The sequence below is a fragment of the Parablastomonas sp. CN1-191 genome (assembly GCF_049354825.1).
GTDB lineage: Bacteria > Pseudomonadota > Alphaproteobacteria > Sphingomonadales > Sphingomonadaceae > Novosphingobium.
The window spans coordinates 2,592,444-2,619,250 of the sequence record NZ_CP186480.1 but is presented as its reverse complement, the minus strand read 5'-3'; the positions used below and the strand labels follow the sequence as shown (position 1 = coordinate 2,619,250).

The following is a 26,807-nucleotide window of genomic DNA, read 5'->3' as shown; positions in this document are numbered from 1 at the left end:
AGCGTGAATTCGTTCCTGAGCAAGGCTTTCGCCGCCGTCCTGCTGGCCTGCACTCAGGTAAGCGCCGCGCTGGCGATGACGGTGCAGCCGGTGGTGCTCGACCTCCAGACGCAGGGCCGCGGAATGACGCAGGTCATCACCGTGACCAACACCTTCGCCGCCCCGCTCGCCGTTGAACTGCGTGCCGAGCAAATTGTCATGGCGGACGGAACGATGCGTCCATCGGGCAAGGAAACCGACGATCTGCTGATCTTTCCGCCCCAGGCGCTGATCCAGCCCGGCCAGACCCAGTCGTTCCGCGTTCAGTACGTCGGCGATCCGCAGCTGGCGACCAGCAAGCATTACTACGTCACGGTCGCGCAGTTGCCGGTGAAACGGGCCGAAGGCGATGCCAGCGTCCAGGTGCTGTACAATTTCCAGGTCCTTGTCAGCATCGCCCCGCAAGGCGGCAAGCCGGCAATCAAGGTCGACCAGGCAGCGATCGTCACCTCCGACGCGGGCAAGCCGGTCGTCTCCCTAACAGTCAGCAACCCGTCGAATACGCACGGTTTCCTGTCCCAGGGACGGATGCGGATCATCGAGCGCGACGCCGCCGGCAAGGAAATCTTTCGCCGTTCGCTTGCCGGGCCGGAAGTGCAGCAGATCATCGGCTACGGGCTGATCGGCGCGGGCCAGACCCGCAAGGTCACCGTGCCCGTCGAATTGCCCAGCGCGGCCGGAACCCTCGACGTGCAATTCACGCCCGAGGGGTGATGCGTGGCGCGGGGGGGTGCATATCTGCGGTCGGGCGCGGCCGCGCTGGTGCTGCTGGGCACGCCCGCGCTGGCCCAGCCGGGCGGCGTCACGCAGCCGCTGGAGCGCCGCATAACGCTGGAGCGCGCACCCGGTGACGCCGCCGGGCGCCTCAATCCGGGCAAGCGTACCGTCGTCCTGACCGTACCGGCGCGCGACGGCGCCGCCTACCTGGGCGACATCGCGGTCACCATCGATACGCAGGACAAGGTTTCGTTTCCCGCCGACCGGCTTCTCGATATCCTCGCCTCCGTGGTCAGCGCGGATGTCCTGCGCACGTTGCGGGGGAGTTTTCCCGGAGATCAGGCAATCCCGGCCGATGCTTTCGCCAGGGCCGGAATCCAGATCCGCTACAACCCGCAGGAACTTGCGCTCGACCTTGTGATCGCCAGCGAGCGGCGCGCCAGCCGGGCGCTGCAAGTAACCCCGCTCGACCGCGAACGGGTTGGCACGTTCGTCGTCCCGGCGACCGTCAGCGCCTACGTCAACATCCGCGCCAATCTCGATTACCTGTACGGAGACGGCGGTTTCCAGTCGCCGACGATGTATCTCGACGGCGCCGCGCGGGTGCTCGGCACCGTGTTCCAGAGCGAGGCGATCTGGCAGCCGGGCGCCGCGGGCGCACGGTTCCAGCGCCTCGGCAGCCGGGCCGTGTTCGATGACCAGAACCACGTAATACGCTTCACCGCCGGCGATCTCGAGCCGGTCGGGCGCGGCTTCCAGGGCGGGCCGCAGCTTGCCGGGGTGTCGCTGTTCCGCTCCTACAGCACGCTCCAGCCGCAAACAATTGCGCGTCCGCGCGGTGGCCGCACGTTCCGGCTCGACCGGCCGGCGACGGTCGAAGTCCAGGTCAACGGCCAGGTCGTGCGCCGCCTGCGGCTCGATCCCGGCAACTACGACTTGCGCGATTTTCCCTTCGCCCAAGGCGCGAACGACGTGCGGCTGTCGATCCTCGACGACGCGGGGCGCAGCGAAATGGTGCGCTTCAATGTCTTCCTCGATCAGTCGCAGCTCGGCAAAGGACTGGCCGAGTTCGGCCTTTATGCAGGGGTCAACGCACTGACCGGGGCAAGCGGCCTGCGCTATTCGGGTGACGGCGCGGTCACCGGCTATATTCGCCGCGGCATCAGCGAGGCGCTGACACTGGGCGCCAATGGCCAGGGCGATGGCCGATCGCGCATGGCAGGGGTCGAGGCGGTATGGTCGACCGGGTTCGGCACGTTCGGGGCCAACCTGTCGGGATCGAACATCAAGGACTATGGCTGGGGAAGCGCCACGCTGATCACCTTCCAGCGCCTGATCCAGCGCGGCGGCGGCCAGGCCGATGCGCTTAACCTGTTCGCCGAACGGCGGAGCGCGCAGTTCGGCGTCCTTGGAACGCGCTTGCCGTCCAATCCGTTCGCCTGGGAAGCCGGCGGCGGCTATTCGCATGCCTTCTCCGATCGCCTTTACGGAGGACTCGATGGGCGCTTTTCGCGCGGTCGCGGCGGCCAGCGCGATTTCTCGAACGCGCGGGGAACGCTGGGCTGGCGGGCGGGCGACCGTATCAACCTGACCGGAGACGTGCGCTGGCAGCGCGACAGCCTTGGGCGCGGGATCTCGGCCCTATTCTCGGCAACCTTGCGGCTTGGCGCCTATTCCAACGCACGGGCAGATTACGACACCCGGTTCAATCGCACGCAGCTGTCCTACAACACTCTGCGCGGGCAAGGGATCGGAGCATACAATGTCACCGCCGATGTCGAGCACAGCGATTTCGGCTCGGGCGTCAACGTTGCGGGCAATCTCTACACCAATCGCGCCGAACTGGGTCTTAGCCACTTCGGCACGTTCGAGAACGTGTTCGGCCGCTCGCTCGGCCAGCGCACCACGCTACGGGCGGCCTCGTCGCTGGCGTTCGCTGACGGGGCGTTCTCGATCGGACGGCCGATCTACGACAGCTTCGCGATCGTGCGCGGTCACCGCTCCCTCAAAGGAGCATCGATCGATGTCGATCCTTCGGCGGTGGGCACGACCGCGCGCACGGGCATTCTGGGCACCGCGATCCAGCCGGGACTGAGCGCCTATTCGGAACGGACCATTGCGGTCGACGTGCCGGCCGCGCCCAGCGGGGTGGATCTCGGCCAGGGCTCGTTCCGCCTCTATCCCCCCTACCGCAGCGGCTACGTGCTCCAGGTCGGCTCGCAATACGGCGTCACCGCGATCGGCCGCCTGGTCAATCGCGATGGCGATCCGATCGCGCTGATGACGGGCACTGCCACTGAACTGGCCCATCCCGACCGCGCTCCGGTCAGCGTCTTCACGAACCGCGACGGACGGTTCGGCGCTGCCGGGCTCGCACCCGGGAAGTGGCGGATCGACATGGTCGACGACCTTAGAAGCAGCTTCATTCTTGACGTGCCGGCCGCAACCGAAGGTGTGCTTCGCACAGGCGACCTCAAGCCCTCGACAGGTGATTCAAAGCGATGAGAACTCTTTCCAGTGCCGCCGCGTTGCTGATCGCGGGCGCAGTCCTGCTCTCCTCGGGCCGCGCCTGGGCCGTCGCCTGCGGGGTGACCGGGCAGGCCCAGGCTGCCACATCGATCACCTACGATCCGTTCGCCGCCAGCGGGCTGACGCAGATCACCGTGCCGCTGACCCTGACCCGCTACGCCAGCGGCGGCGCCAAGACGCAGTCGGTCAACTTCGTGCTGACCACGCCGGTCGGATCGCCGCGCTACGACGTCGTCTATAACGGTACCAGCGTGGTTTATACCGACGGCGCGACGGGCGGCCATCCGATCAACGGTTCAATCGCCGCGGGGGAGATTTATTACCGGTTCGGCGGTGCTTCTGCGCCCGATCAGTCGACGCCGTTCAACCTGGTCGTGACGGTGCCCGCCAACGTCAACTTGTCGGCCGGCGATCCGATCAAGTTCGACATCCAGTACGTCTGCCTCGGCACCGGCGGCATGACGGACGTGGTCACCCCTGCCAAGCTGACCGGCGCAATCCAGATCAACGTCAACGTCCTGAGTGCCTTGCAGGCCAGCTATGTGGGCCCGGCGCTCGATTTCGGAGAAGTCGGGCTCAAATCCGACGTGCAGGTCGCCACCGACCCCGGCACCAAGACCGGCTATATCCGGGTGGCCAGCTCGGGGCCTTATTCGGTCGAGATGCGATCGCAGAACGGCTACCGGCTGACATATCCGGGCGGCAATCCCGCGCTTGCCGCCCAGGCGATGAAATACCGTGCATCGTTCCTGGGCCAGTCCCGCGACGCCGCGAATACGGCGGCGGTGACCCAGGTGTGCTCGCGCGCCGGTCTAGACGGCACCGCGCCCAACCAGGGCATCCGGATCCCGCTTAGCGTGACGTTGCAGGAAGGCGGCATTGGCCGCTTGCCGGCGCCCAATTACCAGGATGCGCTGACCGTGACGTTGACCCCGCTGTTCGCGCCGCAAAACGGCGCGGTCTGCGGCGCGCCCTAAAGCCTGGGAGAAATCTTGAGGCCGAGAGTGCCCACAGCGGCGCCAGCGGCGGCACCGTGTGCCTCCTGCGAACCGGCTACCAATCGCCCGTCGAGATAGATCGTTGCGCCCGCAAGCGCCGCCGAGCGGGAAAGGCTGACCTCGTAGCCAAGCTGGTTTCGGCATATTCCCCCGGTTTCGAGCCGAATCGTCCGGCCTTCCTGGAACAGCACCTGCGATTGCCCGGCCCGGCATGCGCTCAAGACAATGCCTGATACGGTAACCGACTGAACGACGGCCTGATGAGCTTGCGCATGCGCCGGAAAAGCCAATGCGACAGCCGCGGCGAAGCAGAATGCGGACTTCATCGGTTCCTCCGGCGACGGGATCGGAGGCACGGTTATGCGTGCCCCCAACCGCCCTCGTCAATGGGGGCAGCGGAGCCGGAGCGCCCCGCCACGACGTATGCCGCGCGTGGCGCCGTGTGCGCCTCACTCGACCGCATTCGCGCGCGCGATCGCGCCCAAAACGGCCGCGCTCTCCTTCGGGCGTGCGCAGGAAGGTCTGCGGATCGACGCTGGCCAAGCCGTATTTCGGTGGTCCGACCGAGCGCCGTCCCCCTACCAGAAGCCGTTGTGCCGCGCGAATTTCGCGAACAGCTCCGGCCCAACTCGAGGCCGGCTCCGAGGCGGGGAGCACGCTGACGAAGCCGTGGCTTCTGGAACATATGGAGCTCTGCCTTGACGCCGGCCCGCCACAGGCTCCGGTAGAAATCTAGGCTGTTCACCGGCGACACGACGCGATCATCCCCGGCGGCGCAAAGGAAGGTGGGCGAAGCGTCAGCGGGAACGTGCTTCTCGAGCGAGTAGGCGTCCTTCGTCTCGGGGCCGGCAGCGTCGCCGAGCAGTTGCGAGCGGGAGGGAACGTGGGCGTCGGCGCCCATCATCACCACCCCCCTGCCAAGTCTATGTTTGTGACGCTCTTGGTTGGCGTGACGAACTTCATCTTGCTGCCGGTTGCCGGCGCGTTATCGGACCGGATTGGCCGCGTGCCGATCCTGCTTACATGCGCAGGCTTGGCAGTGCTGACCGGCTATCCAGCCCTACAATGGATGGTTGCAGAGCCATCACTAGGCCGGTTGATCGCGGTCGACCTGTGGCTGGCGGCGATTTATGCGGGCTACAATGGGGCGATGATCGTGCATTTGACGGAGATCATGCCCAAGCACGTACGCACAACGGGATTTTCTCTCGCCTACAGCCTCGCCACCGCCGTATTCGGCGGCTTCACCCCCGCGATTTCGACTTACCTGATCGGCGCGACCGGAAATAAGGCCGCGCCTGGGCTTTGGCTCACCGCTGCGGCGGCAATCAGCTTCATAATGGTATTTGTTTTCACGCGCGGGAAGGGTTCTAAGTCCGCGATCGGCCACAGGGCTCGCGCGCCGCGCGCCCAAGCCGGCCACTAAACAGGGTCATCACAGGATTGTTGACCGAGGTGCTGTCAGTCTAATGCGAACTTGTCTCCGATTGGCGGAGCTATCGCTACGGCAGCGTGACGTCAGGCCATAAGCGATTGCCACTCAGCCAGGGCGGCTGAGCGGCGGGCCTTGTACGTCTCTCGGTCGGCGAGGTGGCGTTCCTGGTTGAAGTGGTTGTGGACGTTGGCGTGGACGCTGGCGAACTTCTGACGCGACTTCATTTGTCGGAACCTCAGCATCGCCCGCTCCCGTAGTCGGAATGGCAGGTGGCTATTCTCCACCCGGTTGTTGGCCCAGCGCGCCACCTCGCGCTTCTCTCTGTTGCCCAGCTCGGTCATCGCTGCGCCGTAGGAACGCAGGCCATCGGTGGTGATCGCTTCGGGTGATCCGTAGCGCTTTAGCGCGCGTTTCATGAAGCTGAGTGCCGCGGCCTTGTCCCGCTTCCTGGTCACGAAGCTCTCGAGGATTTCGCCTTCCTGATCGACCGCGCGCCACAAGTAGACCATCTCGCCATTGAGCTTGGCTTCGCTGCCCTTCGGGTCACGTACATCTCATCAAGATGCCAGCGCCACTGCCGGAAGCCTTTCATCCGGCTCACGCGCTGGCGGCGGATATCGCCAGCGAAATGTGGGCCGAACCTGTTCCACCACATCCTTACCGTCTCGTGGCAGATGTCGATGCCGCGCTCAAACAGCAGATCCTCAACGTTCCGCAGGCTGAGAGGATACTTCACGTACACCATCACCACGAGGCGGATCACCTCGGGGGACGAGTTGAAGCAGCGGAATGGGCTGTCGGGCTTGCGTTTGCGGGGCATGCACCCTGCCCTACGCGTCAGCTCCTAACGAGCGGTGCATTTGCTCTGACAGAGCCCGGGAAGCAGCTCCCCCGGCGCGTCGGACGATTCAAGGAGGAAGCTCAGCTGACTGACCACGAACCGGATTCCACGATTGCGGGCCGTGACCCTATCAATTTCAGCCTATTTCAGAGCGCCGCTTTGGGCAATGAGGGACCAGCCGCCCGCCGCACTCAGGCGGCGCATGGCCGGCCCACTAGTAATAGACAGATGAACCGCAATAGAGAGCCGACCCGCCTGGGACCTCCTCGACGCCGATACCCTCCGCGGGTGCTGTCAGTCTAATGCGAACAAGTCTCCGATTGGCGCAGCTGTCGCCAGGTGACGCCCCCCCTACCCCATGACCGATTGCCACTCAGCCAAGGCGGCTGAGCGGCGTTCCTTGTAAGTCTCTCGATCGACGAGGTGGCGTTCCTGATTGAAGTGGTTGTGGACGTTGGCGTGGACACTGGCGAACTTTTGAAGAGTCTTCATTCGCCTGAAGCGAAGCATTGCCCGCTCTCGTCGCCGAAACGACAGGTGGCTATTCTCGACCCGGTTGTTCGCCCACCGGCCGACCTCCTGCTTATCGGCGTTGCCGAGCTCGTTCATCGCCGCACGGTACGATCGAAGCCCATCAGTGGTGATCTTTTCCGGCGATCCGTGGCGCTTGAGCGCCTTTTTCATGAAGCTTAGCGCCGCTTCCTTGTCGCGGCTCTTTGTGATGTAGCTCTCGAGGATCTCGCCTTCATGGTCCACTGCGCGCCACAGGTAGACCATCTCGCCGTTGAGGTTGGCTTCGCCGCCCTTCGGGTCACGTACATCTCGTCGAGGTGCCATCGCCACTGTCGGAAGCCGCGCATCCGGCTCACCCGCTGACGGCGGATATCGCCGGCGAATAGCGGCCCGAACCGGTTCCACCACATCCTTACCGTCTCGTGGCAGACGTCGATGCCGCGTTCGAATAGTAGGTCCTCTACGTTCCGCAGCGACAGCGGAAAGCGAACGTACATCATCACAACGAGGCGGATGACCTCGGGCGACGAATTGAACCTGCGAAACGGGCTCGGCGGCTTGGCTCGGGACTTGCGCGGCATCAAGCGATGCTAGCAGCTGCCCCGTTGGTCTGACAGAGCCGCCAGGTTAAGTCGAAAGTTTCTGGAATTGGGCGGGTTGCGGACTGGCGGCTTCTGGCACGCTAAGGCGTCGAACCTGACCAGCCGCTAACGACCCCCTTGCGGACTCATCACGATCGGCTGCAATCCGGATCAGTGCGTAGCACAAGTTTCAAGGTATACGGTCCATGTCAGAGAAGACAATTGCGACTGGTCAGCTTATAGCACTAGTCGTTGGGACCACAGCCATGTTCAGTGCGAGCAAGCGCTCGAAATGGCCCAAGCTAGCTCTACGAATTCTTTGAAGTCGGAGCCTCTTTTCATCAGCTTTACGTCCCGCCACGAATCGTGTAGCGTGACACCCACTTCTGCTTTGGTTCCCAGTAGCGAGATTTCTTCCCATGCTATCGTTTCTGTAATACGCCCATTTGTACCGCCCTCGAGTATCAAGTTACTTGCGCATGGCCCCGTCGTTGAAGCGCCAACGACATCGCCCATCCATATTCCGCGGTCCCAGAAACCGACGCGACTGCCCGCGAGTACGACCCGATTGAACTTTTCTAAAAGCTGAGTGCTGGTCAGGTCTTGCGCCGAAGCAGTTGGGATACAGGCAAGCCATAGGAACGTAATCGCCGCCCATCCGCCCGATTTTCGCAGCATGAAATTCCCCTTGGACGTCCCGAACTTTGCAAAAAAGTATCAGGAGGTTCTGGCTTGTCAATTGAACTCACCTAGTCGCCGCAGGGTGCAACTCTGCGTTCTGCGCGCACAGCGATATCTGCTCGAACCGCCCGCTTCTCGCCCTAATTGCAGCCTTTCGGCCCGTCTTACCGACGACCCCCGCCTCCGCACTGAGCCGGTCGAGAACTAAACAGGTGAGCAAGAAATCGAACGACGACTACTGCGGATGGCCCGATTCGTCGGCGTCATACGCTTGATCGCACGCAAGCGGCCGGGTGGAGATTACGTTGACGGACAGCGGGTTCGCATTGATTCGAAAGTGCTATCGGCGTGCGTTCGGCGCCAGTTTGCGTAAGGGCTTTTCAAGCTATCTGGTCGCGGAGCGCAGCGGTGAACCGGCTGCGGCGCTGGGCTTCAACCGCTGCGGTGATGAGGCGCTGTTCCTCGAACGATACCTCGATCGGCCGATCGAACTTGCTGCGACCGAGGCGCTCGGCCGCCCGGTCGAGCGGGGGCAGATCGTAGAGATTGGCAACTTCGCCTCGACTGGCGCCTTCGCCATGATCGACTTGTGGACCGACGCGGCCAACGATCTGGGCGGTGGCCGCGAAGTGGCGGTCTCCACTCTAACCGCGCCACTGCGCGCCATGTTCGCTCGCATCGGCGTGCCGATTGTCGCTATTGGCGATGCCAACGCCGCCCGGCTTGGTGACGCGCAGGCTGACTGGGGCACTTACTACGCTCTCGATCCCAAGGTCTGCGTTGCTGCCATCGCTGTAGGACAGGCCGCGCTGCGCAAGTTCGCCGCGCGCCGCCAGCGGCGGCTCTGCGCATGAACACGATTGTTGCCGCGGTCGAGATGCGGGCCGCCTCCGATCCGGCCCGCATCGCGGTCGACACCGTCGTAGACGGGGTCTGCGATTATGCGCGGTTGGAAAAATTGGTCGCGTCCCGCGCAGCCGAGCTTACCGCTTCGCTGATCGCCGGTCGCGCTGTCGCAGATGGCGGCGACCATGGGCTGGACGAGGTCGTCCTCGACCTTGCGCTGATGGCAGCGGGGCTTCCGCACTTGTCGCTGCCGTCCTTCTTCACGCCCGCACAGGAAGTTCATGCGCTGGCCGCCAGCGGCGCGCAGGCTCTGTTCAGGGACGGGCAGGTGCTGGCGTTAGCCGACCAACAGGTGGAATTGCCGGAAGGGTGCTGTCAGTCTAACGCGAACTTGTCTCCGATTGGCGGAGCTATCGCTAGATCGTGCAATCGTCAGCCCATGACCAGTTGCCACTCAGCCAGTGCGGCTGAGCGGCGTTGCTTGTAAGTCTGTCGATCGACGAGGTGGCGGTCCTGATTGAAATGGTTGTGGACGTTGGCGTGGACTGAAGCGAACTTCTGCAGGGTCTTCATTCGCCGGAACCGAAGCATGGCGCGCTCCCGTCGTCGGAACGAAAGGTGGCTGTTCTCAACCCGGTTGTTCGCCCAGCGCCCAATCTCCTGCTTCTCAGCGTTGCCGAGCTCATTCATCGCTGCGCGGTACGAGCGCAGGCCGTCGGTCGTGATCTTCTCCGGCGATCCGTGGCGCTTGAGCGCCTTTTTCATGAAGCGGAGCGGGGCTGCTTTGTCGCGGGTCCTGGTGATGTAGCTCTCGAGGATTTCGCCTTCCTGATCGACTGCTCGCCAAAGATAGACCATCTCACCGTTCAGCTTCACGTACACCTCGTCGAGATGCCAGCGCCACTGCCGGAAACCGCGCATGCGGCTCACCCGCTGCCGGCCGATGCCGCCCGCGAACAGCGGCCCGAAACGGTTCCACCAGAGCCGCACCGTCTCATGGCAAATATCTATGCCGCGCTCGAACAGCAGGTCCTCTACGTTGCGGAGCGACAGCGGGAAGCGGACGTACATCATCACCACGAGGCGAATGACCTCGGGCGAGGAGTTGAACCGCAGAAACGGGCTTGGTGGCTTGGCTCGGGACTTGCGCGGCATCGCGCGCCGCTAGCAGCTGCCCCGTTGGTCTGACAGAGCCCGGTCGGGCCTTGTCGCCGGGCCGAAGCAGCAACACGGACTCACCCTCTGCGAGTGGCCTGTAAAACAGGATGCTGGCGTGGTCGTCGCGGGCCCAGACGACGCGCGCGGCCACGAACACTGAACCACGCTGCAGGATCACGTCCCAGTCGGGTTGGACGGCGTCGTGGATCTCGACCCGGGCGCCGGCACAGGAGACGTCCTTCAGCCGAACCGCCTGAGCGCCGCCCGGCGCCAGGAGAATCGCGCGCTTGAGGACGCGGGTTCGCTTTCTGGCACCTGCGCGCCTCTCGATTTCGGCGACCATCATGCGCAGGCTCCCCGATCTGTCGATCACTGGATGGGGCGCGCCGGGCTGGATCGGGAGCGGTGTCACCCGGCGCGCTGTACTGCGACCCGCTTGACGCCTTGCTAGCGAAGCGCGGTTAAACGAACGCGACAGCAGCGGTGTGGTGATTACCTAAGCGGAAAGCGGGGCCGAAGACACCCCTCCGGCGTTATGACAGCATGTATGACGACCATCAGTTCGAATTGAAGGCCGACTGCGATGCCGGCAACGACACTGTCGCTGCGCCCCTTGCGGCACCTAGACTTCGAGGTGTCCCGGATGACCGATAGTGACCCCGGCTCCGACAAAGCACCGCGAGATATTGCCGCGTTGGGACTGGCGAACCCACTTAAGCGGCACACGCCGCCGACCCGGACCGAACCCGAGACGGCACCTTCTCGGTTACGCGTCATTGGCTGGTTGGCTGCAGGAGGAATCGTCCTGACGGGCGTCGCTATACTCTTCCTTGCCTCGCGGCAGCTCGGGTTGCGCTGAAGTTTGCCCGACCAGCATCGACCCGTCGCGCGCCGCATTAGCGGCCACCCTCGCACGCGCCGCGTCGCGCCGCTTTCGAGCCGGCGCCATAATTAGTCAAACATTCGCCAGCGCGCTAGCATCGCTTTTCTTCGATTCGGAGAGCTTATGGCCCAGTTCGACATGATGCCAATTCCTGCGCCTGAAGAAGGCACGCGGTCCGTCTTAGCATTAACTCCCGAAGCCGCAGCCGCCGGCGGGCCCATGATCTCAGGTGCTGGAACCGCCACCTTCCGATGCGGACGCTGCAAGCGCGTCATCTTGAAAGATGTTGGCGTCGAACAAGTCCAAGAGGTCGTCTTCCAATGCCCGAAGTGCGGCACCTTCAATGAGCCTCCCCCATGGACCCAGAGCCGCCGCTAAGACTTGCTACCTTGGTGAGTTAGGATTTAGAACCTGGTTTTATTGCTGCACAGGCCAAGAAAGTCCGGGACCTTGCTTTCATATCTCTTATTCGCGCGGCTTCCTCGATCTCGAGGCGACTGTGCAGATGTCTCTGATATCCTGCCCCTTGGCCGGGGGGCTAGAAGCACCGTTATCAATGATGTCGGCGAGATGAGACCGGGTATGATCGAGCTGAGCCTTCGGAATAGCTTGTCGAGCGCCTGCTAAGCGGGCGGGCCGAACGAAAAACGCCAGCGGCCACTAGGCCACTGGCGTTTCCCTGTCCGTGGATCGCAAACGGACGGGTCGAGGCAAAGAATTCTATCGGCTTCCAAGGTCGCGCTCCGGTGATCGTCAGCGTGCCTGGCATCGTTTAATCGCCGACTTAGCCGGCTTGGCGCTAGATATGCTGCACATGGCGAAGTGGACTTCGGCGTCCCAGCATAGCTGCGATTGCGATCACCTTTCGGTTAGAGACCACCATTCGTAACCGTCGGGGCATACGCCTTGGTAATCATGGTCCCAACTATCGAAAGGCACGAAGTCAATATTATCGTGGAAACAAGCCCAACCGGGATCGAAGATATTATTTCCGTAGTCGAAAAAATAACCCTGCTGACCCTGATATTCTCCGTAACGAGCGTTGCAGACATAAAAGACGCGCTTTCCGTCATCGCTCGTGAATTTCTCAGCGGCGTTGGGGCCTGCAAGGTCTCGATCTGACTGAACGGACTGGTGAGTGATGTAGGATGTGTCGAGGTCGGGCTTGCCCAACATCTCCAAAGTTTTTGCCTTGATTTGGTCTACTTCTGCGGCGTCCACCATTTTGAAGCTCCCCTGTCTACGACAGCCGGCAAGAGTGCTGTCGGCTTGTTCATATTTGCAGTTGCTATGGCAGGCAACGCCTATTCACATACGGCTTCCAAAAGGCGATTCACACGTGCACCCAGTTCCCTTTCGCCGTTACTTCAACTGCGGAGCGTCAACTCATTATGCATTGCGGATGAATCCATTATTCGCATCGGAACACCCCCAGCACCTTCGGCCGGCTCGCCTTCACCGCGGCGCGGTCGCGCGCTTCGCAGCGGCTGATGATCGCGAGGATATCGGACGCCCGGCCGTTCGCTTTCTCCAACTGGCCGGTCTGCCCGTCGAGCGCCACCTCCCGAACGTATGGCTCGGCGTCAGCATCGAGGACCAGACCCGCGCCGACGAGCGCATCCCCGACCTGCTCGCCACCCTCGCCGCCGTCCGCTGGCTTTCCTGCGAACAGCTGCTGGGACGGGTTGATCTCCGGGCGGTCGGCATCCCCGACAGGCCGCACGTCGCGTGCTCGAACGTCAAACTGGACGCCCTGACCGGCTATCATCGTGGCGTGCTCCGCATGGACGGGAGCGCGGTCCCCAGCTTGCCACCGCAACGTGCCGCGCTGGACTGGATCGTAGCCGGCGGCGAAAGCGGCCCCCGCGCCCGCCGATGCACCCCGATTGCGCGCGCGCCCTGCGCGAACAGTGCGCCGCCGCCGGCGTCCCGTTCCTGTTCAAGCAATGGGGCTCCTACCTGCCGACCGGCCAAGTGCGTGCAGATGGCCGTCGCTAGATCGGCGAGAAGGCCGATGGCTCGATCGGGTGCTGTCAGTCTAATGCGAATTTGCCTCCGATGGGCGGAGCTGTCGCTAGGGCAGCGTGACGTCAGGCCATCAAGGATTGCCACTCAGCCAGGGCGGCTGCGCCCCGCCCTAAGCGTCAGCCCCTAACGAGCGGTGCATTTAGTCTGACAGAGCCGTGCGGACCTATAAGGGCGGATTTCCGAGACGGTTTTCTTGGGAGAACGTTTCCCGTCAGTGAGGTACCGCTCTGCGAATTGCCTCTGCCCCATTGGGTCTGCCCCACCCTTGACCGCGTCGTAATCCGACCGCTTTGCACCGGTCCTCTACGCCACAGCTTATTGGGCGCCCAGTTCAGACCTTAAATGTTGTGTTTTCAGATTGTCGCAGCGTAGAGGAGCCCAACATCTGGTTGTGTCCGATGCTAGTGGGAGAGTCACATTCTCCCTCGCCTCGAGGGAAGTTATGGACGACGTTCCGCCGATCCTGGTCGTGGAAGACGAAGCGTTAATCCGCCTTTCGATTGTAGAAGCCCTGAAGGAGGGCGGCTATGAGGTGTTGGAAGCGGCGCACGGGCAAGAGGCTATCGAGCAGATAGAGCAAATTGGAAGCCTGCGCGGCTTAGTCACGGACATTCGCCTGGGAGCCGGTCCAGCTGGATGGAAAGTCGCTCATTGCGCTCGGGAAAAGTTTGCAAGTCTGGCCGTCGTTTATGTGACGGGAGATAGCGCTTGGGAGTGGTCAGCGAACGGCGTTCCGCAAAGCATCGTCTTACAGAAGCCGTTTGCTAGTGCGGAGCTGGTCACCGCCATGGCCAACCTGTTGGTTACCAATCAGCCGAACGCTTCCGCCTAGAAACGCTGATGATTCGCGTATTTCTGCGCTTTAATACCTTCAGGAAAATGCGCGGCTACGTCTCGCGCCTGACTTCAGTAAGAGGCCAGCGAACGAGAAAGACCAGGCCATCTCGGGCGTACTCGATCTGAACATTGCCGCCCAAAGCTGATGCGAAATGCGACCCGAGGAGCGTCGAACCGAACCCTTTACGGCTGGGCGCAACTACGGGGGGGCCTCCGAATTCCCGCCACTGGAAACGCACCTCTCGCTGGTTTGCGTCAACCTCCCAAGAAATACAAATGCGTCCTTCGGGCACGGAAAGCGCACCGTATTTGACGGAGTTTGTGCATAGCTCATGGACCGCGAGCGAGGTCGGAACTGCGTGATCCGGACTGATATTTGTTTCAGGTCCTTTTATCTCAAAACTGCCGACGTCATTGCCTGAGCCTCGTATTCCATTTTCAATTAGATCGCGCAGGTTTACGTTCGTCCATTCGCACCCGAGCAACAAATCTTGGGCTTCTCCCAACGCTTTCAATCGTCCCGAAAAGGAAACCAAACCTTCTTCGGCTGAGGCTGATTTGCGGAAGGTCTGGGTGGCAATAGCCTGTACGACCATGAGCAAGTTCTTCACCCGGTGGTCCAGCTCATGCAAAAGAACCCGTTCGCGATCCTCCCGCCGCCGGCGCTCGAACAGGCGACCGATCTGCTCACCCAAAATTCGCACTGTCAGCAAACGGGACGCATCTGGAGCACTGGGGGTTCGACTGAAAAACTCCAAGATAGCAATGATCCGGTCGCCCGCCTTCAATGGAAAGCCAAACGCGCCGCGGAAGCCCGCACTCGCGCGAGGAAAGTTGCCGTCGTTATCAGAATCCGCGACCCACGCGGGCTCACCGGATGCCAGGATTGTGCCCGGCAAGCCTACGCCGGGAGCGAACTCAATGCCTGCAGTTGCGCAGCGCATCGCATCAGCCGCTCCCGGCGCTTCCTCATACCAGATCGACGTTGAGATCAGGTGCGGTGTCGTAGCATCCGACACGACAAATGCGTGGCCGACCGCCCAGCCCGACACTTGGCAAATCGACGCCAGAACTTTTTCGAGGGCGCTTTCGAAAGAGTCTGCTTCTGCCGCGAGGCGAGCGACATCGAACATCAACTGCGCTTCGCTTGCTTGGCGCTGCAGCGCCTTGTCGGCATCCTTCTTGGCCGTGATGTCCCGGAGGAAGCCAATGAACAGCGGTCCGCTGGACGTTTGTGTCGTCGTGATCGAAAGCTCAACAGGGATCTGGTCCCCGCGAGCCGTCAAGGCTGAAATTTCGATCAGGCGGTTGAGAACGCGAGGCGTTCCGCCCGCGAGGAGGCGCTTGATACCCGCGTTATGAGCTTCGCGGTGCTCAGATGGAACCAAAAGCCCCGCAAGCGACTGCCCAATCGTTACCTGCGACGGCCAGCCAAAGATATGCTCGGCCACCGAATTCCAAGCGACGACGTCCCCGTCCAAATTGATAACCACAACAGCATCGAGGACCGTATCAAGGATCGGCCGCAGCTCTGCGTGGCAGGACTGACTGAGACTGTTAGTGCCCATTCCGTCGCCTATCCCGCCGGTGTACTCGCGTCCAGCTAGTTCGGAAGGTTGGCCGCTTCCAAGGGCGCATAATTGGCTCAATCGAATACAGTTTTAAACAATTGGCGGGGTATTATTGGGCCTCAATTTGCGCTGACGTTTACTTGCCTCACCTACTCGTAAATGACGTTCGATGTGTAGCAGAGCCAGGGTGACGGGCTTATAAGTCAGCCGCGGATGAAGCGCAGCTCTAGAGGAGTGCAAACGTGGATGAACTTTCTCGGCTTCGCGCGCTCCACCAATTTGGCGTGTTGGACACGGCCGCTGAGGCCAGATTTGATCGTGTTGCGGCGATGGCCGCGAGCTATTTCAGCGCTCCCATTGCCCTCGTCTCGCTCGTGGATGAGGATCGGCAATGGTTCAAGTCCTGCATTGGGCTCGACGTGGACCAGACGCCACGCGAGTGGGCTTTTTGCCACCACGCGATCGAACTAGGACCGCGAAAAGTGATGGTGGTCGAAGACGCCACCAAGGACCCCCGCTTTGCTGCAAATCCGCTAGTTACCGGCGACCCCAACATTAGGTTCTACGCCGGCGCCACTCTTACGACCGAGAGTGGTGCAAACCTTGGGACCTTGTGCGTCATCGACACAGTCGCGAGATCCCGGCCGAGCGACAAGGACCTCGCACACTTGCTTGCACTGGCTGACCTCGTCGTAGATCAGGTCTTGCTCACGCAATCTCGTAAACAGCTTGATGAACGACATCAGATCTTAGATCTTGCCGAAGGACTTTCGCAAACCGGCTATTGGACGTTGCGAATAGCTACTTCTGAGGTGTTTTGGTCCCCACAAGTCTACGCGATCCACGGAATCAGCGCAGACGAGTTCCAGCCGAGTCTCGACGATGCGCTAAACTTTTTCGCAGTGGACGATCGGGAGCGGGTCCGGGACGTAATTGAAAGACACACCGCCGCGGGACACGGGTGGAGCTTCGATGCCACCATCGTGCGGCCCGATGGTTCTGAGCGCAGCGTGCGCTCGGTCGCAGAGTGCCAGAAGGACAGTCGCGGCGAGGTCACTGGATTTGTCGGCGTCTTAAGAGACCTCACAGACGAGCGTCGCTTATTTGCAACAGCGATCGAACGAGAACGACGATACCGACTGCTTGCCGATCACGCGAGCGACATCATCGCCGTCTACGACGCAAACGCTTCCATCCGCTACCTTTCGCCCTCGGTACGTGAGATCTTGGGTTACGATCCCGACCAGTTGATAGGTAAGCCGATCTCCGAGCTGGTCGATCCGATCGACCGCGCGAGGGTTGTGGAGCAGTTCGCGAATGCATCCGTCGCATCAACACCGCTGCCGATCGAGTACCGCGCCCTTACCAACGACGGGTCGACGCGCTGGGTTGAAGCGCGCCCTCGATTTCGTCGGAACGAGCAGGATGTAGTAATAGAGATCACTGATTCAATTCGCGATGTGACCGACAGGCACGAACGTGAGATCGCGTTAGCGACGGCTCGGCAAGCCGCGGAAAGCTCCGAACGAGCGAAAGCCGATTTTCTGGCCAACATGAGCCATGAAATTCGCACGCCGATGAACGGGGTCATTGGATTTACAGACTTGCTCAGCGAAACCTTATTAAACCCGGAGCAACGGCGCTTTGTTGAGCTGATCGCCGATTCTGGTCGATCAATGATGCAACTGCTAAACGACATTCTGGATATTTCGAAAATTGAAGCAGGCCATATGCAGTTGTCGAGCGGACCCGTCGACCTGCGTCATAAACTGCGGAACGTCGTACAGCTGATGGAGCCAGCCGCCGCCGCCAAGGGTATCGTCATCAATGCGCGCATCGGCGACACAGTCCCGCCCAAAATCCACGGCGATGCTTTTAGACTCAGGCAAATTCTTATTAACCTGGTCGGAAACGCGATCAAGTTCACTCAGCAGGGTGTGATAGAGATCGCCGTTGATGTTGCAGGCGAAAGCAAGGAGTGGGTGGAGTTCTGTGTCTCCGATACCGGAATGGGAATAGCCGCCGCTCAGCTCGAAGTTATTTTTGAAAAATTTAGTCAGGCAAATGCCTCGATCTCTCGGGAGTTTGGCGGGACCGGCCTTGGACTGTCCATAACGCGTCAATTGGTGGAATTGATGGGCGGGGCACTATCTGTGGAAAGTGAAATAGGCATGGGAACGGCGTTTACCGTTAGGCTGCCTTGCAATGCCGTCTCGCTGCTAACACAAGACCCGACCCCCGAGACTAAAAACGAACTGCCAACCGTAGGACCGACCGGCGCCCGCGTTCTCGTAGCTGATGACGTTCCCATCAATCAGGCGCTCATGGTCGCGATGGGAAAACAGCTTGGACTAGCATTTGAAATTGCGGAAAATGGAGCCAACGCCGTATCGATGATAGAAGCTGCTGCTGAGGCCGGTCGGCCGTACGACTTGGTACTTATGGATATACAGATGCCTGTGCTCGATGGCCTCAGCGCGACCCGTGAGCTTCGAGAAAGAGGTATAACGCCCGAGCGCCTACCGGTCGTCGCCATCACAGCGAACGCATTTCCCGAAGATGTGGCCCAATGTTTGGAAGCTGGCATGCAAGGTCACCTCAGCAAACCTTTAAAGAAAGCAGAGCTCCGAGCGATTATCGATCGCTATTGCTTCGGGGAATAATCGAGAGGAGTTCGGACTGTCACGTTATCAAATACGAAGCTCGCTACTCTCCTGCAGGCCCAGTTCAAGCGGATGTATATCATCACAACGAGGCGGATCACCTCGGGCGACGAATTAAACCGCAGAAACGGGCTTGGTGGCTTGGCTCGGGACTTGCGGGACATCGCGCGCCGCTAGCAGTTGCCCCGTTGGTCTGACAGAGCCGTCGGAGCCGCTGCGCCCCGACCGCGTTTCCCGATCATGTGTAATGACTATGAACGCCATATCGAATGGAAGGCGTATTGCGACGCCCTAGCGGCCGCCGGCTTCCCGCCCCCGGCTGCAAATGACGCCGCGCTGCTGACCAAGGCGGCGGACGTCCGGGTGCGCGACAGCGCGCCGATCCTCGTCGCGCGCGGCAATGGCACCGCGCTGGCGGACATGACGTGGGGCTTCGCACCGCAGCGCGCGGGCGGGTCGCCGGTCTTCAATTTCCGTTCGGAGGGTCGCCACTTCGGCGACAGCAAGCGCTGCCTGGTCCCGACATCGGCCTTTTTCGAGTTCACCGGCAAGGCCGCACCCAAGTCGAAGTGGCGGTTCGCGCTCCCCGGCGCGCCGGTTTTCGCAGTCGCCGGGCTGTGGCGCGAACAGGACGGCGCCAAGCCCGCCTTCACCATGCTGACGACCGCACCCGGCCCGGACATCGCACCGTTTCACGATCGGCAGATCGTCGTCCTGCCGCCCGCCGCCTGGGGCGACTGGCTGTACCTAACCAAGCCGGAGGAGCAGGTCCTAGGCCTGCTGCCGGGCGGCTCGCTAACGGTAGAGCTGGCGCGCGCCGGCAAGGAAGAGCCCGCTCCCGAACTTGCGGCTCTGGCGCGCGAGGACCGGGTTCGATGAGCAAGCGTCGCAGCCAAGGTGCGGACGCCGGCGTCAGGGCTTGTCGGCGGCCTGACGGAAGAATGCGGCCTCGCCCTGGGCGAGTGGGCGGTAAAACCAGAGGCCGGCGTGGTTGTCGCGGGTCCACACCACGCGCCCGGCGACGAATAGCGGATCACGCTCCAGGATTACGTCCCAATCGAGTTGAAGAGAGCCTTTGGTCTCGATCCGAGCACCGTTACAGGAGACGTCCTTCACGCGAACGACCTGTTTCCCGCCCGGCGCGAGCAGCAGCGCGTTTTTAAGGACGCGCGTGCGCTTGTCCCCGGCTGCCCGCCTGTCGATTTCAGCGACCATCATGCGCAGACGTCCCCCCGACCTTTCGATCATTGGATGGGCGCGCCGGGCTTGGAATGGGGAGCGGTGTCACCCGGCGCGCAGTACTGCGACCCGCTTGACGCCGTGCTACCGGGCCGTGGTTAAACGGAAGCGCACCGGCGAAGAGGGAGACTACCTAGGCGAGGGCGCAGTTAGCGGGCCACCGTCGCCCGCGGTACTTGGCCCTTGGACTCCGCCGGGCGGAGCCGACGCCCGCTGGCCAGCGTTAGTCATGTGACGTTTCATCACTTTGACCTGCCAGCGGCAGCTTTGCGAACGTCGCGATTTTACAATCAGCGGGGGCCCGGCGGAGTTAGATCGAACATTTCGAGGAGGTCAGGCGCAATGGAGAACCCCAGCGACCTCGATCGGATAGCGCTTCTCGGGCGCGAGGCCCGCGGTCGTGATGAGCCGAAGTCGAGTAATCCCTATGACCAATGGGACATGCTGCCGGGCAGCACCGGCGAGACAGTCGGGATCTGGCGCGCAAAGGTCCAGGCCTGGGAGCGGGGCTGGACCACCGAGGACGGGAAGCGCGAACGGTAAGGGCCCTTTCCTACAGCCCGGCGCCTATGCCATCCGGGCGCGATGCTAGATCCAGCGATTCACGGGCCGCAGATCGCGGCGGACCTCTCTCCATTGCAGAAGCGCGCCGTCCTTCTGATGGACGACCAAGGCTGGGTGCGGGTCAACGGGCGGGAATATGGCCCGGCGAGGTGCGGGCGACATTCGAAACGAAATGACTGATTTGGTCCGTAGGCGGACTGGCGGCTTCTGGCCCGCTTAGGCGTCAAAGCGGACCCTCCGCTAACGACCCCATTGCAGACATTACCATGAGTCGTCAGATTTGCTCCATGCGGTTGCTCTTTTCCCTACTGATTGTACTCGCCACCGCGTGCTCCAATGGGCAAGCGGCAAGCCAAGCGCAGCCGGGCGATACACAGCATTTCTCCGCATCAGCTGGCGCAGCAGTCCCCCTTGCCGGTCGTGTGACCGATGCCGCTAACGTGGTTAGCAAACAGCAGGAAGCAGCACTCTCCGACCGTCTGGCGCGGTTTGAGGACGCTACCAAGCATCAGATGGTCGTCGTCACTGTGAATTCATTGGGTGGGCGAGATGTCGCTGATTACACCCGCGATTTGGCGAACGCATGGGGTATCGGTCGGAAAGGCTACGACGACGGCGTGGTCGTTCTGGTTGCTCCTAACGAGCGCAAGGTCAGGATTGCTGTAGGCGACGGCTTAGAACAGGCGTTGCCTAACGCACTTTGTCAGAGAGTCATCGACGAGAAGATGATGCCACGCTTCAAAGTGGGTGACATGGAGCAAGGCATCGAGGACGGGGTGACCGCCTTGATCGATACGTTTAGTCCGCCAAAATAACCGTCCGATTTCCACCCTAATCTAGGACACTCGGGATCGTGCTGGCTGCGCTGAAAGCCGACTGGCAGCTACGCCCCTGTCAAAGCTTGAACCGGACGAGCCGCTAACGACCCCATTGCGGACATTGGCTGAGCACGGCACCATGTCGGCGATGACAACTTCGGCCACTGCGCAGTTGGAAAGGGCTCTCGAGGCCGTCTATCGCGCGTTTGCGCGGCCTGCGCCCGATGTGATTAAGGGCTGTCCCTGCTGCATCTCAACGCGCGGCGTCGATGTCCTGCTTACAACGCCACTCCGCGAACTGACAGGCCAACAACTATGGCGATACGTCTCGGGAGGGTGCTGTCAGTCTAACGCGAACTTGTCTCCAATGAACACAGCTATCGCTCGGGCGGTGTGAGCTTACCCCATGACCAGTTGCCACTCAGCCAGGGCGGCCGAGCGGCGTTGCTTGTAAGTCTTCCGGTCGACGAGGTGGCGTTCCTGGTTAAAGTGATTGTGGACGTTGCCGTGAACTGAAGCGAACTTCTGCAGTGTCTTCATTCGCCTGAACCGTAGCATCGCTCGTTCTCGCCGTCGAAATGAGAGGTGGCTGTTCTCGACCCGGTTGTTGGCCCAGCGTTCGACCTCCTGCTTGTCCGCATTGCCAAGATCGTTCATCGCGGCGCGGTAGGAACGCAAGCCGTCTGTCGTGATCTTTTCGGGCGATCCGTGGCGCTTGAGCGCCTTCTTCATGAAGCGAAGCGCGGCTTCCTTGTCGCGGGTCTTGGTAATGTAGCTCTCCAGGATCTCACCTTCCTGGTCGACCGCTCGCCACAGGTAGACCATCTCACCGTTGAGCTTCACGTACATCTCGTCGAGATGCCAGCGCCATTGCCGGAAGCCGCGCATCCGGCTCACCCGCTGCCGGCGAATGTCACCGGCGAACAATGGACCGAACCGGTTCCACCAGTGCCGCACCGTCTCGTGGCAGATATCTATACCGCGCTCAAACAGGATGTCCTCGACGTTGCGCAGCGACAGCGGAAAGCGAACGTACATCATCACGACCAGGCGGATGACCTCGGGCGAGGAGTTGAACCTCAGGAACGGGCTTGGCGGCTTGGCTCGGGACTTGCGCGGCATCAGGCGCCGCTAGCAGCTGCCCCGTTGGTCTGACAGCACCCCCATGACCGATTGCCACTCAGCCAAGGCGGCTGAGCGGCGTTCCTTGTAAGTCTCTCGATCGACGAGGTGGCGTTCCTGATTGAAGTGGTTGTGGACGTTGGCGTGGACACTGGCGAACTTTTGAAGAGTCTTCATTCGCCTGAAGCGAAGCATTGCCCGCTCTCGTCGCCGAAACGACAGGTGGCTATTCTCGACCCGGTTGTTCGCCCACCGGCCGACCTCCTGCTTATCGGCGTTGCCGAGCTCGTTCATCGCCGCACGGTACGATCGAAGCCCATCAGTGGTGATCTTTTCCGGCGATCCGTGGCGCTTGAGCGCCTTTTTCATGAAGCTTAGCGCCGCTTCCTTGTCGCGGCTCTTTGTGATGTAGCTCTCGAGGATCTCGCCTTCATGGTCCACTGCGCGCCACAGGTAGACCATCTCGCCGTTGAGCTTCACGTACATCTCATCGAGGTGCCAGCGCCATTGCCTGAAACCTCGCATCCGGCTGACGCGCTGGCGGCGGATATCGCCGGCGAACAGGGGGCCGAAACGGTTCCACCAATGTCTCACCGTCTCATGACAAATGTCGATGCCGCGCTCGAACAGCAGATCCTCGACGTTCCGCAGTGATAGCGGGAAGCGAACGTACATCATCACCACGAGGCGGATGACCTCTGGCGAAGAGTTAAACCTCAGGAACGGGCTCGGCGGCTTGGCTCTCGACTTGCGCGGCATCACGCGCCGCTAGCAGCTGCCCCGTTGGTCTGACAGAGCCCGTCATATTGATAGGCATAGGACAGTGCCCAAGGCTTCCGGTCCAGATTACGCATGAACGCAAGGAAATCTGGCCGGCTCTTTTCTAGCGTTCCGCAGGCTGAGAGGATACTTCACGTACATCATCACAACGAGGCGGATCACCTCGGGCGAAGAGTTGAAGCAGCGAAATGGGCTGTCGGGCTTGCGTTTGCGGGGCATGCATCCTGCCCTACACGTCAGCTCCTAACGAGCGGTGCATTTGCTCTGACAGAGCCGACCGAGGCCAGACGACGCGCTCTCGGGTGCCTCAGCTGTCAGAGCGTCCATAGGATGGATGACGCATATGTGCCAGCGACAGGTTCGCTATTGGCATCAGTTGCCGGCTTGAACCTCGCCCGGATGCGAATGACGGAACAGGTCCGCTCATCGAGATCGGTGGAACCGCTGCTCTGGGTCACCGCGCAGGTTTGCACCCTGCCGCTTGTATCGATGCCTAAAGCAAAACCGACGCGGCCCTGCCGGTGCTCGCGGGACGCTAAATAAGGGTAGTCGTCGCTTGTTACCCAAACCGCGGGGTTGCTCATCGGTCGGGGGGCCGAATTCGGCTTGGGAAAGTCAGGCGAGCAGGACCAGAGTTGCTTTCCAGTTCCGTCGACAATGATGATCCGCTCCGGCCTGAACGTGACCACGTAGTCATTCTCGTATTCGTCGTACGGATCGTCGAGCGTAGGGCTTCCCGACTGCCGACTTTCCCGGATGTAGGGACTGGCGAGCTTGCCAATGAAGGCAGCGTAGCCTCGCGCTTTCACCGCCGGCGCATCCACGGCCGCAACCGGAACTGCGAACTGATAGGTCGACGAGTATGCGCTTATGCGGCCACAGGACGTATCGTCGCCGGGCATTCTAAGTTCAACGTTGTACTCGAATGACACTGAGGCTTTCACTGTCGCCGAAATGCCCATTCGTGTCTTCGATCGATATGATCCCAGTTTCTTGATATCGCGCCAGACGTTCTGGCTCTGATTGAACGAACCTGCAAAGTGGCGCTCGTCAGCGTTGTATCTGAACGGCAAGTCTTCATTATCGTCGAGCGGTTGGCAAAAAATCTTGTCCCCGTCATTGACCGCGGCGGCTAGTTTGCTTGCACGCTCATTGAACTGTTCCGTAGTCTCGTACTCGCCCTTCTCCTGATGAAGCAGCCCCTTGTTCAGGGAAAGCGCGATCGCCAGGGTTTTGAAATCTGTCCGGCGGCAGACCTCGGCTACGTTGTCGCCAGCATGCAGGGTGTTGACGGCGAGGTGGTAGGCAAGAACATTTACAGGATCGGCCTTTCTGCTGGCGTGCGCCGAACGCGCGGTCGCGCCGCGCCTGGCAGCTGCAGCGCCCGAAACGCTCGGCACGGCTGCAATCATCAAACCTGCCGCAATTGGCCAGAACCTCCGCGCCTTGATCACCCCATCGCCCCCGCGTCCCTGTGGATTCAGAATAGCCACCGCCCGGATTGATGCAAGCAGTCGGTGCGGGCGACATTCGAAACGAAATGACTGATTTTGGGCCGTAAGCGGACTGGCGGCTTCTGGCCCGCTTAGGCGTCAAAGCGGACCCTCCGCTAACGACCCCATTGCGGACGATCAGGGCGTCGGATAACGACGGAACGTGACTTCTGAACTCGCAATTGCTTTGGCCGCTGTCGTAGCATCTGCCCTTGTCGGTTGCCTTCGGCCAGGCACAGTGCGCACGATCTTGATCGTAGTTCTTTGGCTTGTGCCGCTGTGGTTTTCAGTCTGGTTTACGGCAAAATACTCTGCTGAGGTCGCTTTCGAGTTCGGTGCTTGGTGGGCCTACTTGGCCTTCCTTCCGCTTCTCCTTGCGATTTGGGCACTGTTCACACTGTTCCCCTTCGTGCTCGTCAAGCGATTGCTGAAGATTCAGCGCGGTCTGTGATGTTTTTCCAAGTCCGCTTTCCACCCTAATCTAGGACACTCGGGATCGTGCTGGCTGCGCTGAAAGCCGACTGGCAGCTACGCCCCTGTCAAAGCTTGAACCGGACGAGCCGCTAACGACCCCATTGCGGACGTTACGAATCCTCAGAACCTGCTTCCGAAGCAGACGTGATTGGTATGTTACCCTCGCGTTTGAGCAGAGCGGCGGTCAAAAATCTTAGTAATTCCAGACCAAGGTCGGACAGGTTGTCGACGTTGTGCGTTCGCGGATAAAAATGATGGCACGCAAATCCGATACCGAAAGCCGCGATTTCGATGTCTGACTCAGATTTCAGATCTTCAACTACATTCTGGAGATGATCGGCCAGAAATTCAGGCCCATTTTCGTTCAGCGTCGAGTCATCGACAGGTGCGCCATCCGAAAGCACAATCAGTATTTTGCGTTTTCTGGGAATGGCACGAAGCCGAGACGCCGCCCATTCTATCGCTTCCCCATCAATATTTTCCTTGGGCAAATCAGCCCTCAACATTTGACGGTATATCCATCCGCCCGTGCTGACGCGGTTGTCGCTGACATCGCGGTAGACAACATGAAGCAGGTCGTTCAACCGGCCAGGATTACGGGGACGAAAACGCCACTTCCAACGCCGTCGCGACCGCCCGCCGCGCCAGTCAGCTGTGGTAAAGCCGAGAACCTCGCATCCGATACCGAGACTAGCGAGAAACTCCTGCGCAACGTCAGCGCTAGCGGCGCTGAAAAGCATCTTTTGGCCGCGCATAGAACCTGATTGATCGAACAGAAGTGACACCACAGTGCCTTCTCGCTCGTCGCGCGCCATTTCGGAGCATATTAGTTCGGTCAGTTCTCTGCCAGCGATATGGAGCTTGGTTTTCCAAGGTAGCAGTCCCGACTGTAGCTCTGTCCATGCTTCGTCGAGTTTTAACTGAGCTTTGAATGTCAGCGGGCCCAAAACGGCATCCAAATCACTGGCGCTCACGACCCTATCGAATTTGGTCGTGTAGGCGCGGTAGACGGAAGCATTTTTGGCTACATCTTTGCTCATCCTCGAAAGTTGCGCCATATGGCGCTGTCGTCAATGTCTGCTTCGCTGCAGCCACCAGTCAAAGCTGCCCGTCCGCTTTCCACCCTATAAGGTGTTGAACTGGCCCTGCTGCATCCGACCCCAAAGCCGACGTTGCGGGCCAGTGGCGGACGTGCCATCGATCCCGCATGAAGGTATTGGTTTCGTTCTCCGACCATTTCGATGGGCAGATTGCAGATGCAGCCTGGCTTATTGAGAGCCAAAGCAACCGGGGATGGCTCAAGGGCCACTGGTCACTGTTGGACCCAAACAGCGCAACCTTCCGCAGCGACGCCGATGTCAGCGACATACTTGACAGTGTGTTCGAGCATCACCCGAACTGGACGGAAATAGTGGTGCAACATGTGATGTTGACGCCGGACATCGAAGCTAGCTTCGGGCCTGGCACGATCCTTAGCCGCACAACGGATGGATTTACGGTCAACCGGCTATAGTTCCGCTTTATCCTCCCGGACATGCGGGCATTGCCGCACTAAACACGTCCCATTGCGGACATTGAACTAAGGAACCACCCCCGTTCGGGGTAGTGGCAATTCCTGCCAGACCGAACGTATCCCCTCGTCGCAGTGACCACCTCGGCTGCACGCTAGGTGTTCTTCCATCAATTGGCGCACCTCATTCAACTTGGCGCAGGAAGCACCCATCTCCGTCTCGAGTACGACAGCAGGGACTGGATTCTTCTCCTTGCCAATCAAGGATAGCATTTCAGAAAGCTTCGCGTCCGCGAAGGGTTGGCCGTCAACATAAGTGCGATCCTGGCGATCTAGAGAGACTGTATACACTCCGATCATTTTCAGATCACGATGCGGGGAGCGCCAACTCGAAGGAGCTGGCGTACATGCCTTGGCCGAGCCTCTTTGATCGGTACAACTTCCCGCCAAAAGGGCGCCCACGGCTAGAGCTGCCTTCCAAAGGCGA

General features: G+C 61.0%; 23 protein-coding genes and 4 pseudogenes. 15 read left to right on the top strand and 12 right to left on the bottom strand.

Annotation, left to right across the window (positions count from 1 at the left end; translation table 11 throughout):
* Positions 1 to 3: 3 nt before the first annotated feature.
* From ACOYW6_RS13020 to ACOYW6_RS13010, 3 genes are read left to right on the top strand one after another with little or no spacing between them, the layout of a single operon-like run.
* On the top strand, positions 4 to 753 hold the full coding sequence (locus ACOYW6_RS13020; RefSeq protein ID WP_423141728.1) for a fimbrial biogenesis chaperone: 750 nt from the start codon (positions 4 to 6) through the stop codon (positions 751 to 753).
* A gap of 3 nt (positions 754 to 756) precedes the next feature.
* Positions 757 to 3,261 carry a fimbrial biogenesis outer membrane usher protein gene (locus ACOYW6_RS13015; protein WP_423141727.1) on the top strand — a complete coding sequence of 835 codons (2,505 nt, stop codon included), beginning with the start codon at positions 757 to 759 and terminating at the stop codon, positions 3,259 to 3,261.
* A complete protein-coding gene (locus ACOYW6_RS13010; protein WP_423141726.1) occupies positions 3,258 to 4,262 on the top strand; it encodes a hypothetical protein in 1,005 nt (334 codons plus the stop codon). Before ACOYW6_RS13015 ends, ACOYW6_RS13010 begins: the two co-directional genes overlap by 4 nt.
* On the opposite strand, the gene ACOYW6_RS13005 is transcribed toward ACOYW6_RS13010, so the two are convergent.
* Positions 4,259 to 4,609, bottom strand: a complete 351-nt coding sequence (locus tag ACOYW6_RS13005; protein ID WP_423141725.1) for a hypothetical protein — start codon at positions 4,607 to 4,609, stop codon at positions 4,259 to 4,261. The genes ACOYW6_RS13010 and ACOYW6_RS13005 overlap by 4 nt on opposite strands.
* A 623-nt stretch (positions 4,610 to 5,232) precedes the next feature.
* Here ACOYW6_RS13005 and ACOYW6_RS13000 point away from each other — a divergent pair.
* On the top strand, positions 5,233 to 5,709 hold the full coding sequence (locus ACOYW6_RS13000) for an MFS transporter (RefSeq protein WP_423141724.1): 477 nt from the start codon (positions 5,233 to 5,235) through the stop codon (positions 5,707 to 5,709).
* Positions 5,710 to 5,801: 92 nt separating this feature from the next.
* On the opposite strand, the pseudogene ACOYW6_RS12995 reads toward ACOYW6_RS13000, so the two are convergent.
* Positions 5,802 to 6,538, bottom strand: a pseudogene (locus tag ACOYW6_RS12995) (IS6 family transposase).
* 372 nt (positions 6,539 to 6,910) lie between these two features.
* Positions 6,911 to 7,653 (bottom strand): annotated as a pseudogene (locus ACOYW6_RS12990) (IS6 family transposase).
* A 1,046-nt stretch (positions 7,654 to 8,699) separates the two neighbouring features.
* Between ACOYW6_RS12990 and ACOYW6_RS12985 the strand changes: the two are divergent.
* Positions 8,700 to 9,188 (top strand): thermostable hemolysin, encoded by a 489-nt coding sequence (locus ACOYW6_RS12985; protein ID WP_423141723.1) that lies wholly within the window; start codon positions 8,700 to 8,702, stop codon positions 9,186 to 9,188.
* Positions 9,185 to 9,667, top strand: a complete 483-nt coding sequence (locus ACOYW6_RS12980) for a hypothetical protein (protein ID WP_423141722.1) — start codon at positions 9,185 to 9,187, stop codon at positions 9,665 to 9,667. Before ACOYW6_RS12985 ends, ACOYW6_RS12980 begins: the two co-directional genes overlap by 4 nt.
* Here ACOYW6_RS12980 and ACOYW6_RS12975 read toward each other — a convergent pair.
* Positions 9,613 to 10,335 (bottom strand): IS6 family transposase, encoded by a 723-nt coding sequence (locus ACOYW6_RS12975; RefSeq protein ID WP_423141721.1) that lies wholly within the window; start codon positions 10,333 to 10,335, stop codon positions 9,613 to 9,615. The genes ACOYW6_RS12980 and ACOYW6_RS12975 overlap by 55 nt on opposite strands.
* A gap of 1,009 nt (positions 10,336 to 11,344) precedes the next feature.
* On the opposite strand from ACOYW6_RS12975, the gene ACOYW6_RS12970 reads away from it, so the two are divergent.
* Positions 11,345 to 11,599 (top strand): Com family DNA-binding transcriptional regulator, encoded by a 255-nt coding sequence (locus ACOYW6_RS12970; RefSeq protein ID WP_423141720.1) that lies wholly within the window; start codon positions 11,345 to 11,347, stop codon positions 11,597 to 11,599.
* Between the two features lie 480 nt (positions 11,600 to 12,079).
* On the opposite strand, the gene ACOYW6_RS12965 is transcribed toward ACOYW6_RS12970, so the two are convergent.
* Positions 12,080 to 12,445, bottom strand: coding sequence for a hypothetical protein (locus ACOYW6_RS12965; RefSeq protein ID WP_423141719.1), 366 nt, complete (start codon positions 12,443 to 12,445; stop codon positions 12,080 to 12,082).
* Between the two features lie 178 nt (positions 12,446 to 12,623).
* Between ACOYW6_RS12965 and ACOYW6_RS12960 the strand changes: the two are divergent.
* Together ACOYW6_RS12960 and ACOYW6_RS12955 are read left to right on the top strand one after the other, a co-directional pair.
* Positions 12,624 to 13,219 (top strand): annotated as a pseudogene (locus tag ACOYW6_RS12960) (DUF5131 family protein).
* A gap of 472 nt (positions 13,220 to 13,691) precedes the next feature.
* The gene (locus tag ACOYW6_RS12955) at positions 13,692 to 14,081 is read left to right on the top strand and encodes a response regulator (protein ID WP_423141718.1); all 390 of its coding nucleotides are present in this window, start codon (positions 13,692 to 13,694) and stop codon (positions 14,079 to 14,081) included.
* Between the two features lie 55 nt (positions 14,082 to 14,136).
* Here ACOYW6_RS12955 and ACOYW6_RS12950 read toward each other — a convergent pair whose 3' ends face one another.
* Positions 14,137 to 15,654, bottom strand: a complete 1,518-nt coding sequence (locus ACOYW6_RS12950; protein ID WP_423141717.1) for an HWE histidine kinase domain-containing protein — start codon at positions 15,652 to 15,654, stop codon at positions 14,137 to 14,139.
* Between the two features lie 245 nt (positions 15,655 to 15,899).
* Here ACOYW6_RS12950 and ACOYW6_RS12945 point away from each other — a divergent pair, with 245 nt between their 5' ends.
* Positions 15,900 to 18,320 carry a PAS domain S-box protein gene (locus ACOYW6_RS12945; RefSeq protein ID WP_423141716.1) on the top strand — a complete coding sequence of 807 codons (2,421 nt, stop codon included), beginning with the start codon at positions 15,900 to 15,902 and terminating at the stop codon, positions 18,318 to 18,320.
* Between the two features lie 240 nt (positions 18,321 to 18,560).
* A complete protein-coding gene (locus ACOYW6_RS12940) occupies positions 18,561 to 19,199 on the top strand; it encodes an SOS response-associated peptidase family protein (RefSeq protein WP_423141715.1) in 639 nt (212 codons plus the stop codon).
* Positions 19,200 to 19,232: 33 nt separating this feature from the next.
* Here the strand turns inward: ACOYW6_RS12940 and ACOYW6_RS12935 are convergent, their stop codons facing one another.
* A complete protein-coding gene (locus ACOYW6_RS12935) occupies positions 19,233 to 19,538 on the bottom strand; it encodes a PilZ domain-containing protein (RefSeq protein ID WP_423141714.1) in 306 nt (101 codons plus the stop codon).
* Between the two features lie 363 nt (positions 19,539 to 19,901).
* Between ACOYW6_RS12935 and ACOYW6_RS12930 the strand changes: the two genes are divergently transcribed.
* Complete coding sequence (locus ACOYW6_RS12930; protein WP_423141713.1) at positions 19,902 to 20,102, top strand: CrpP-related protein; 201 nt, start codon at positions 19,902 to 19,904, stop codon at positions 20,100 to 20,102.
* A gap of 308 nt (positions 20,103 to 20,410) precedes the next feature.
* A complete protein-coding gene (locus ACOYW6_RS12925; RefSeq protein ID WP_423141712.1) occupies positions 20,411 to 20,938 on the top strand; it encodes a TPM domain-containing protein in 528 nt (175 codons plus the stop codon).
* 402 nt (positions 20,939 to 21,340) lie between these two features.
* Here the strand turns inward: ACOYW6_RS12925 and ACOYW6_RS12920 are convergent, their stop codons facing one another.
* The 4 genes and pseudogenes from ACOYW6_RS12920 to ACOYW6_RS12905 form a co-directional block, all read right to left on the bottom strand.
* The gene (locus ACOYW6_RS12920; RefSeq protein WP_423141711.1) at positions 21,341 to 22,063 is read right to left on the bottom strand and encodes an IS6 family transposase; all 723 of its coding nucleotides are present in this window, start codon (positions 22,061 to 22,063) and stop codon (positions 21,341 to 21,343) included.
* 9 nt (positions 22,064 to 22,072) lie between these two features.
* The gene (locus ACOYW6_RS12915) at positions 22,073 to 22,822 is read right to left on the bottom strand and encodes an IS6 family transposase (RefSeq protein WP_423141710.1); all 750 of its coding nucleotides are present in this window, start codon (positions 22,820 to 22,822) and stop codon (positions 22,073 to 22,075) included.
* 129 nt (positions 22,823 to 22,951) lie between these two features.
* A pseudogene (locus tag ACOYW6_RS12910) lies at positions 22,952 to 23,062 on the bottom strand (IS6 family transposase); the annotation flags it as partial.
* Positions 23,063 to 23,157: 95 nt separating this feature from the next.
* Positions 23,158 to 24,336 carry an energy transducer TonB gene (locus tag ACOYW6_RS12905; RefSeq protein ID WP_423141709.1) on the bottom strand — a complete coding sequence of 393 codons (1,179 nt, stop codon included), beginning with the start codon at positions 24,334 to 24,336 and terminating at the stop codon, positions 23,158 to 23,160.
* Between the two features lie 163 nt (positions 24,337 to 24,499).
* Here ACOYW6_RS12905 and ACOYW6_RS12900 point away from each other — a divergent pair, with 163 nt between their 5' ends.
* Positions 24,500 to 24,787, top strand: a complete 288-nt coding sequence (locus ACOYW6_RS12900) for a hypothetical protein (protein ID WP_423141708.1) — start codon at positions 24,500 to 24,502, stop codon at positions 24,785 to 24,787.
* A gap of 133 nt (positions 24,788 to 24,920) precedes the next feature.
* On the opposite strand, the gene ACOYW6_RS12895 is transcribed toward ACOYW6_RS12900, so the two are convergent.
* Entirely contained in the window at positions 24,921 to 25,850 is a 930-nt protein-coding gene (locus tag ACOYW6_RS12895; RefSeq protein WP_423141707.1) for a cobaltochelatase CobT-related protein, read from the bottom strand.
* Between the two features lie 167 nt (positions 25,851 to 26,017).
* Between ACOYW6_RS12895 and ACOYW6_RS12890 the strand changes: the two genes are divergently transcribed.
* Positions 26,018 to 26,323 carry a hypothetical protein gene (locus ACOYW6_RS12890; RefSeq protein ID WP_423141706.1) on the top strand — a complete coding sequence of 102 codons (306 nt, stop codon included), beginning with the start codon at positions 26,018 to 26,020 and terminating at the stop codon, positions 26,321 to 26,323.
* The last annotated feature ends 484 nt before the right edge of the window (positions 26,324 to 26,807 follow it).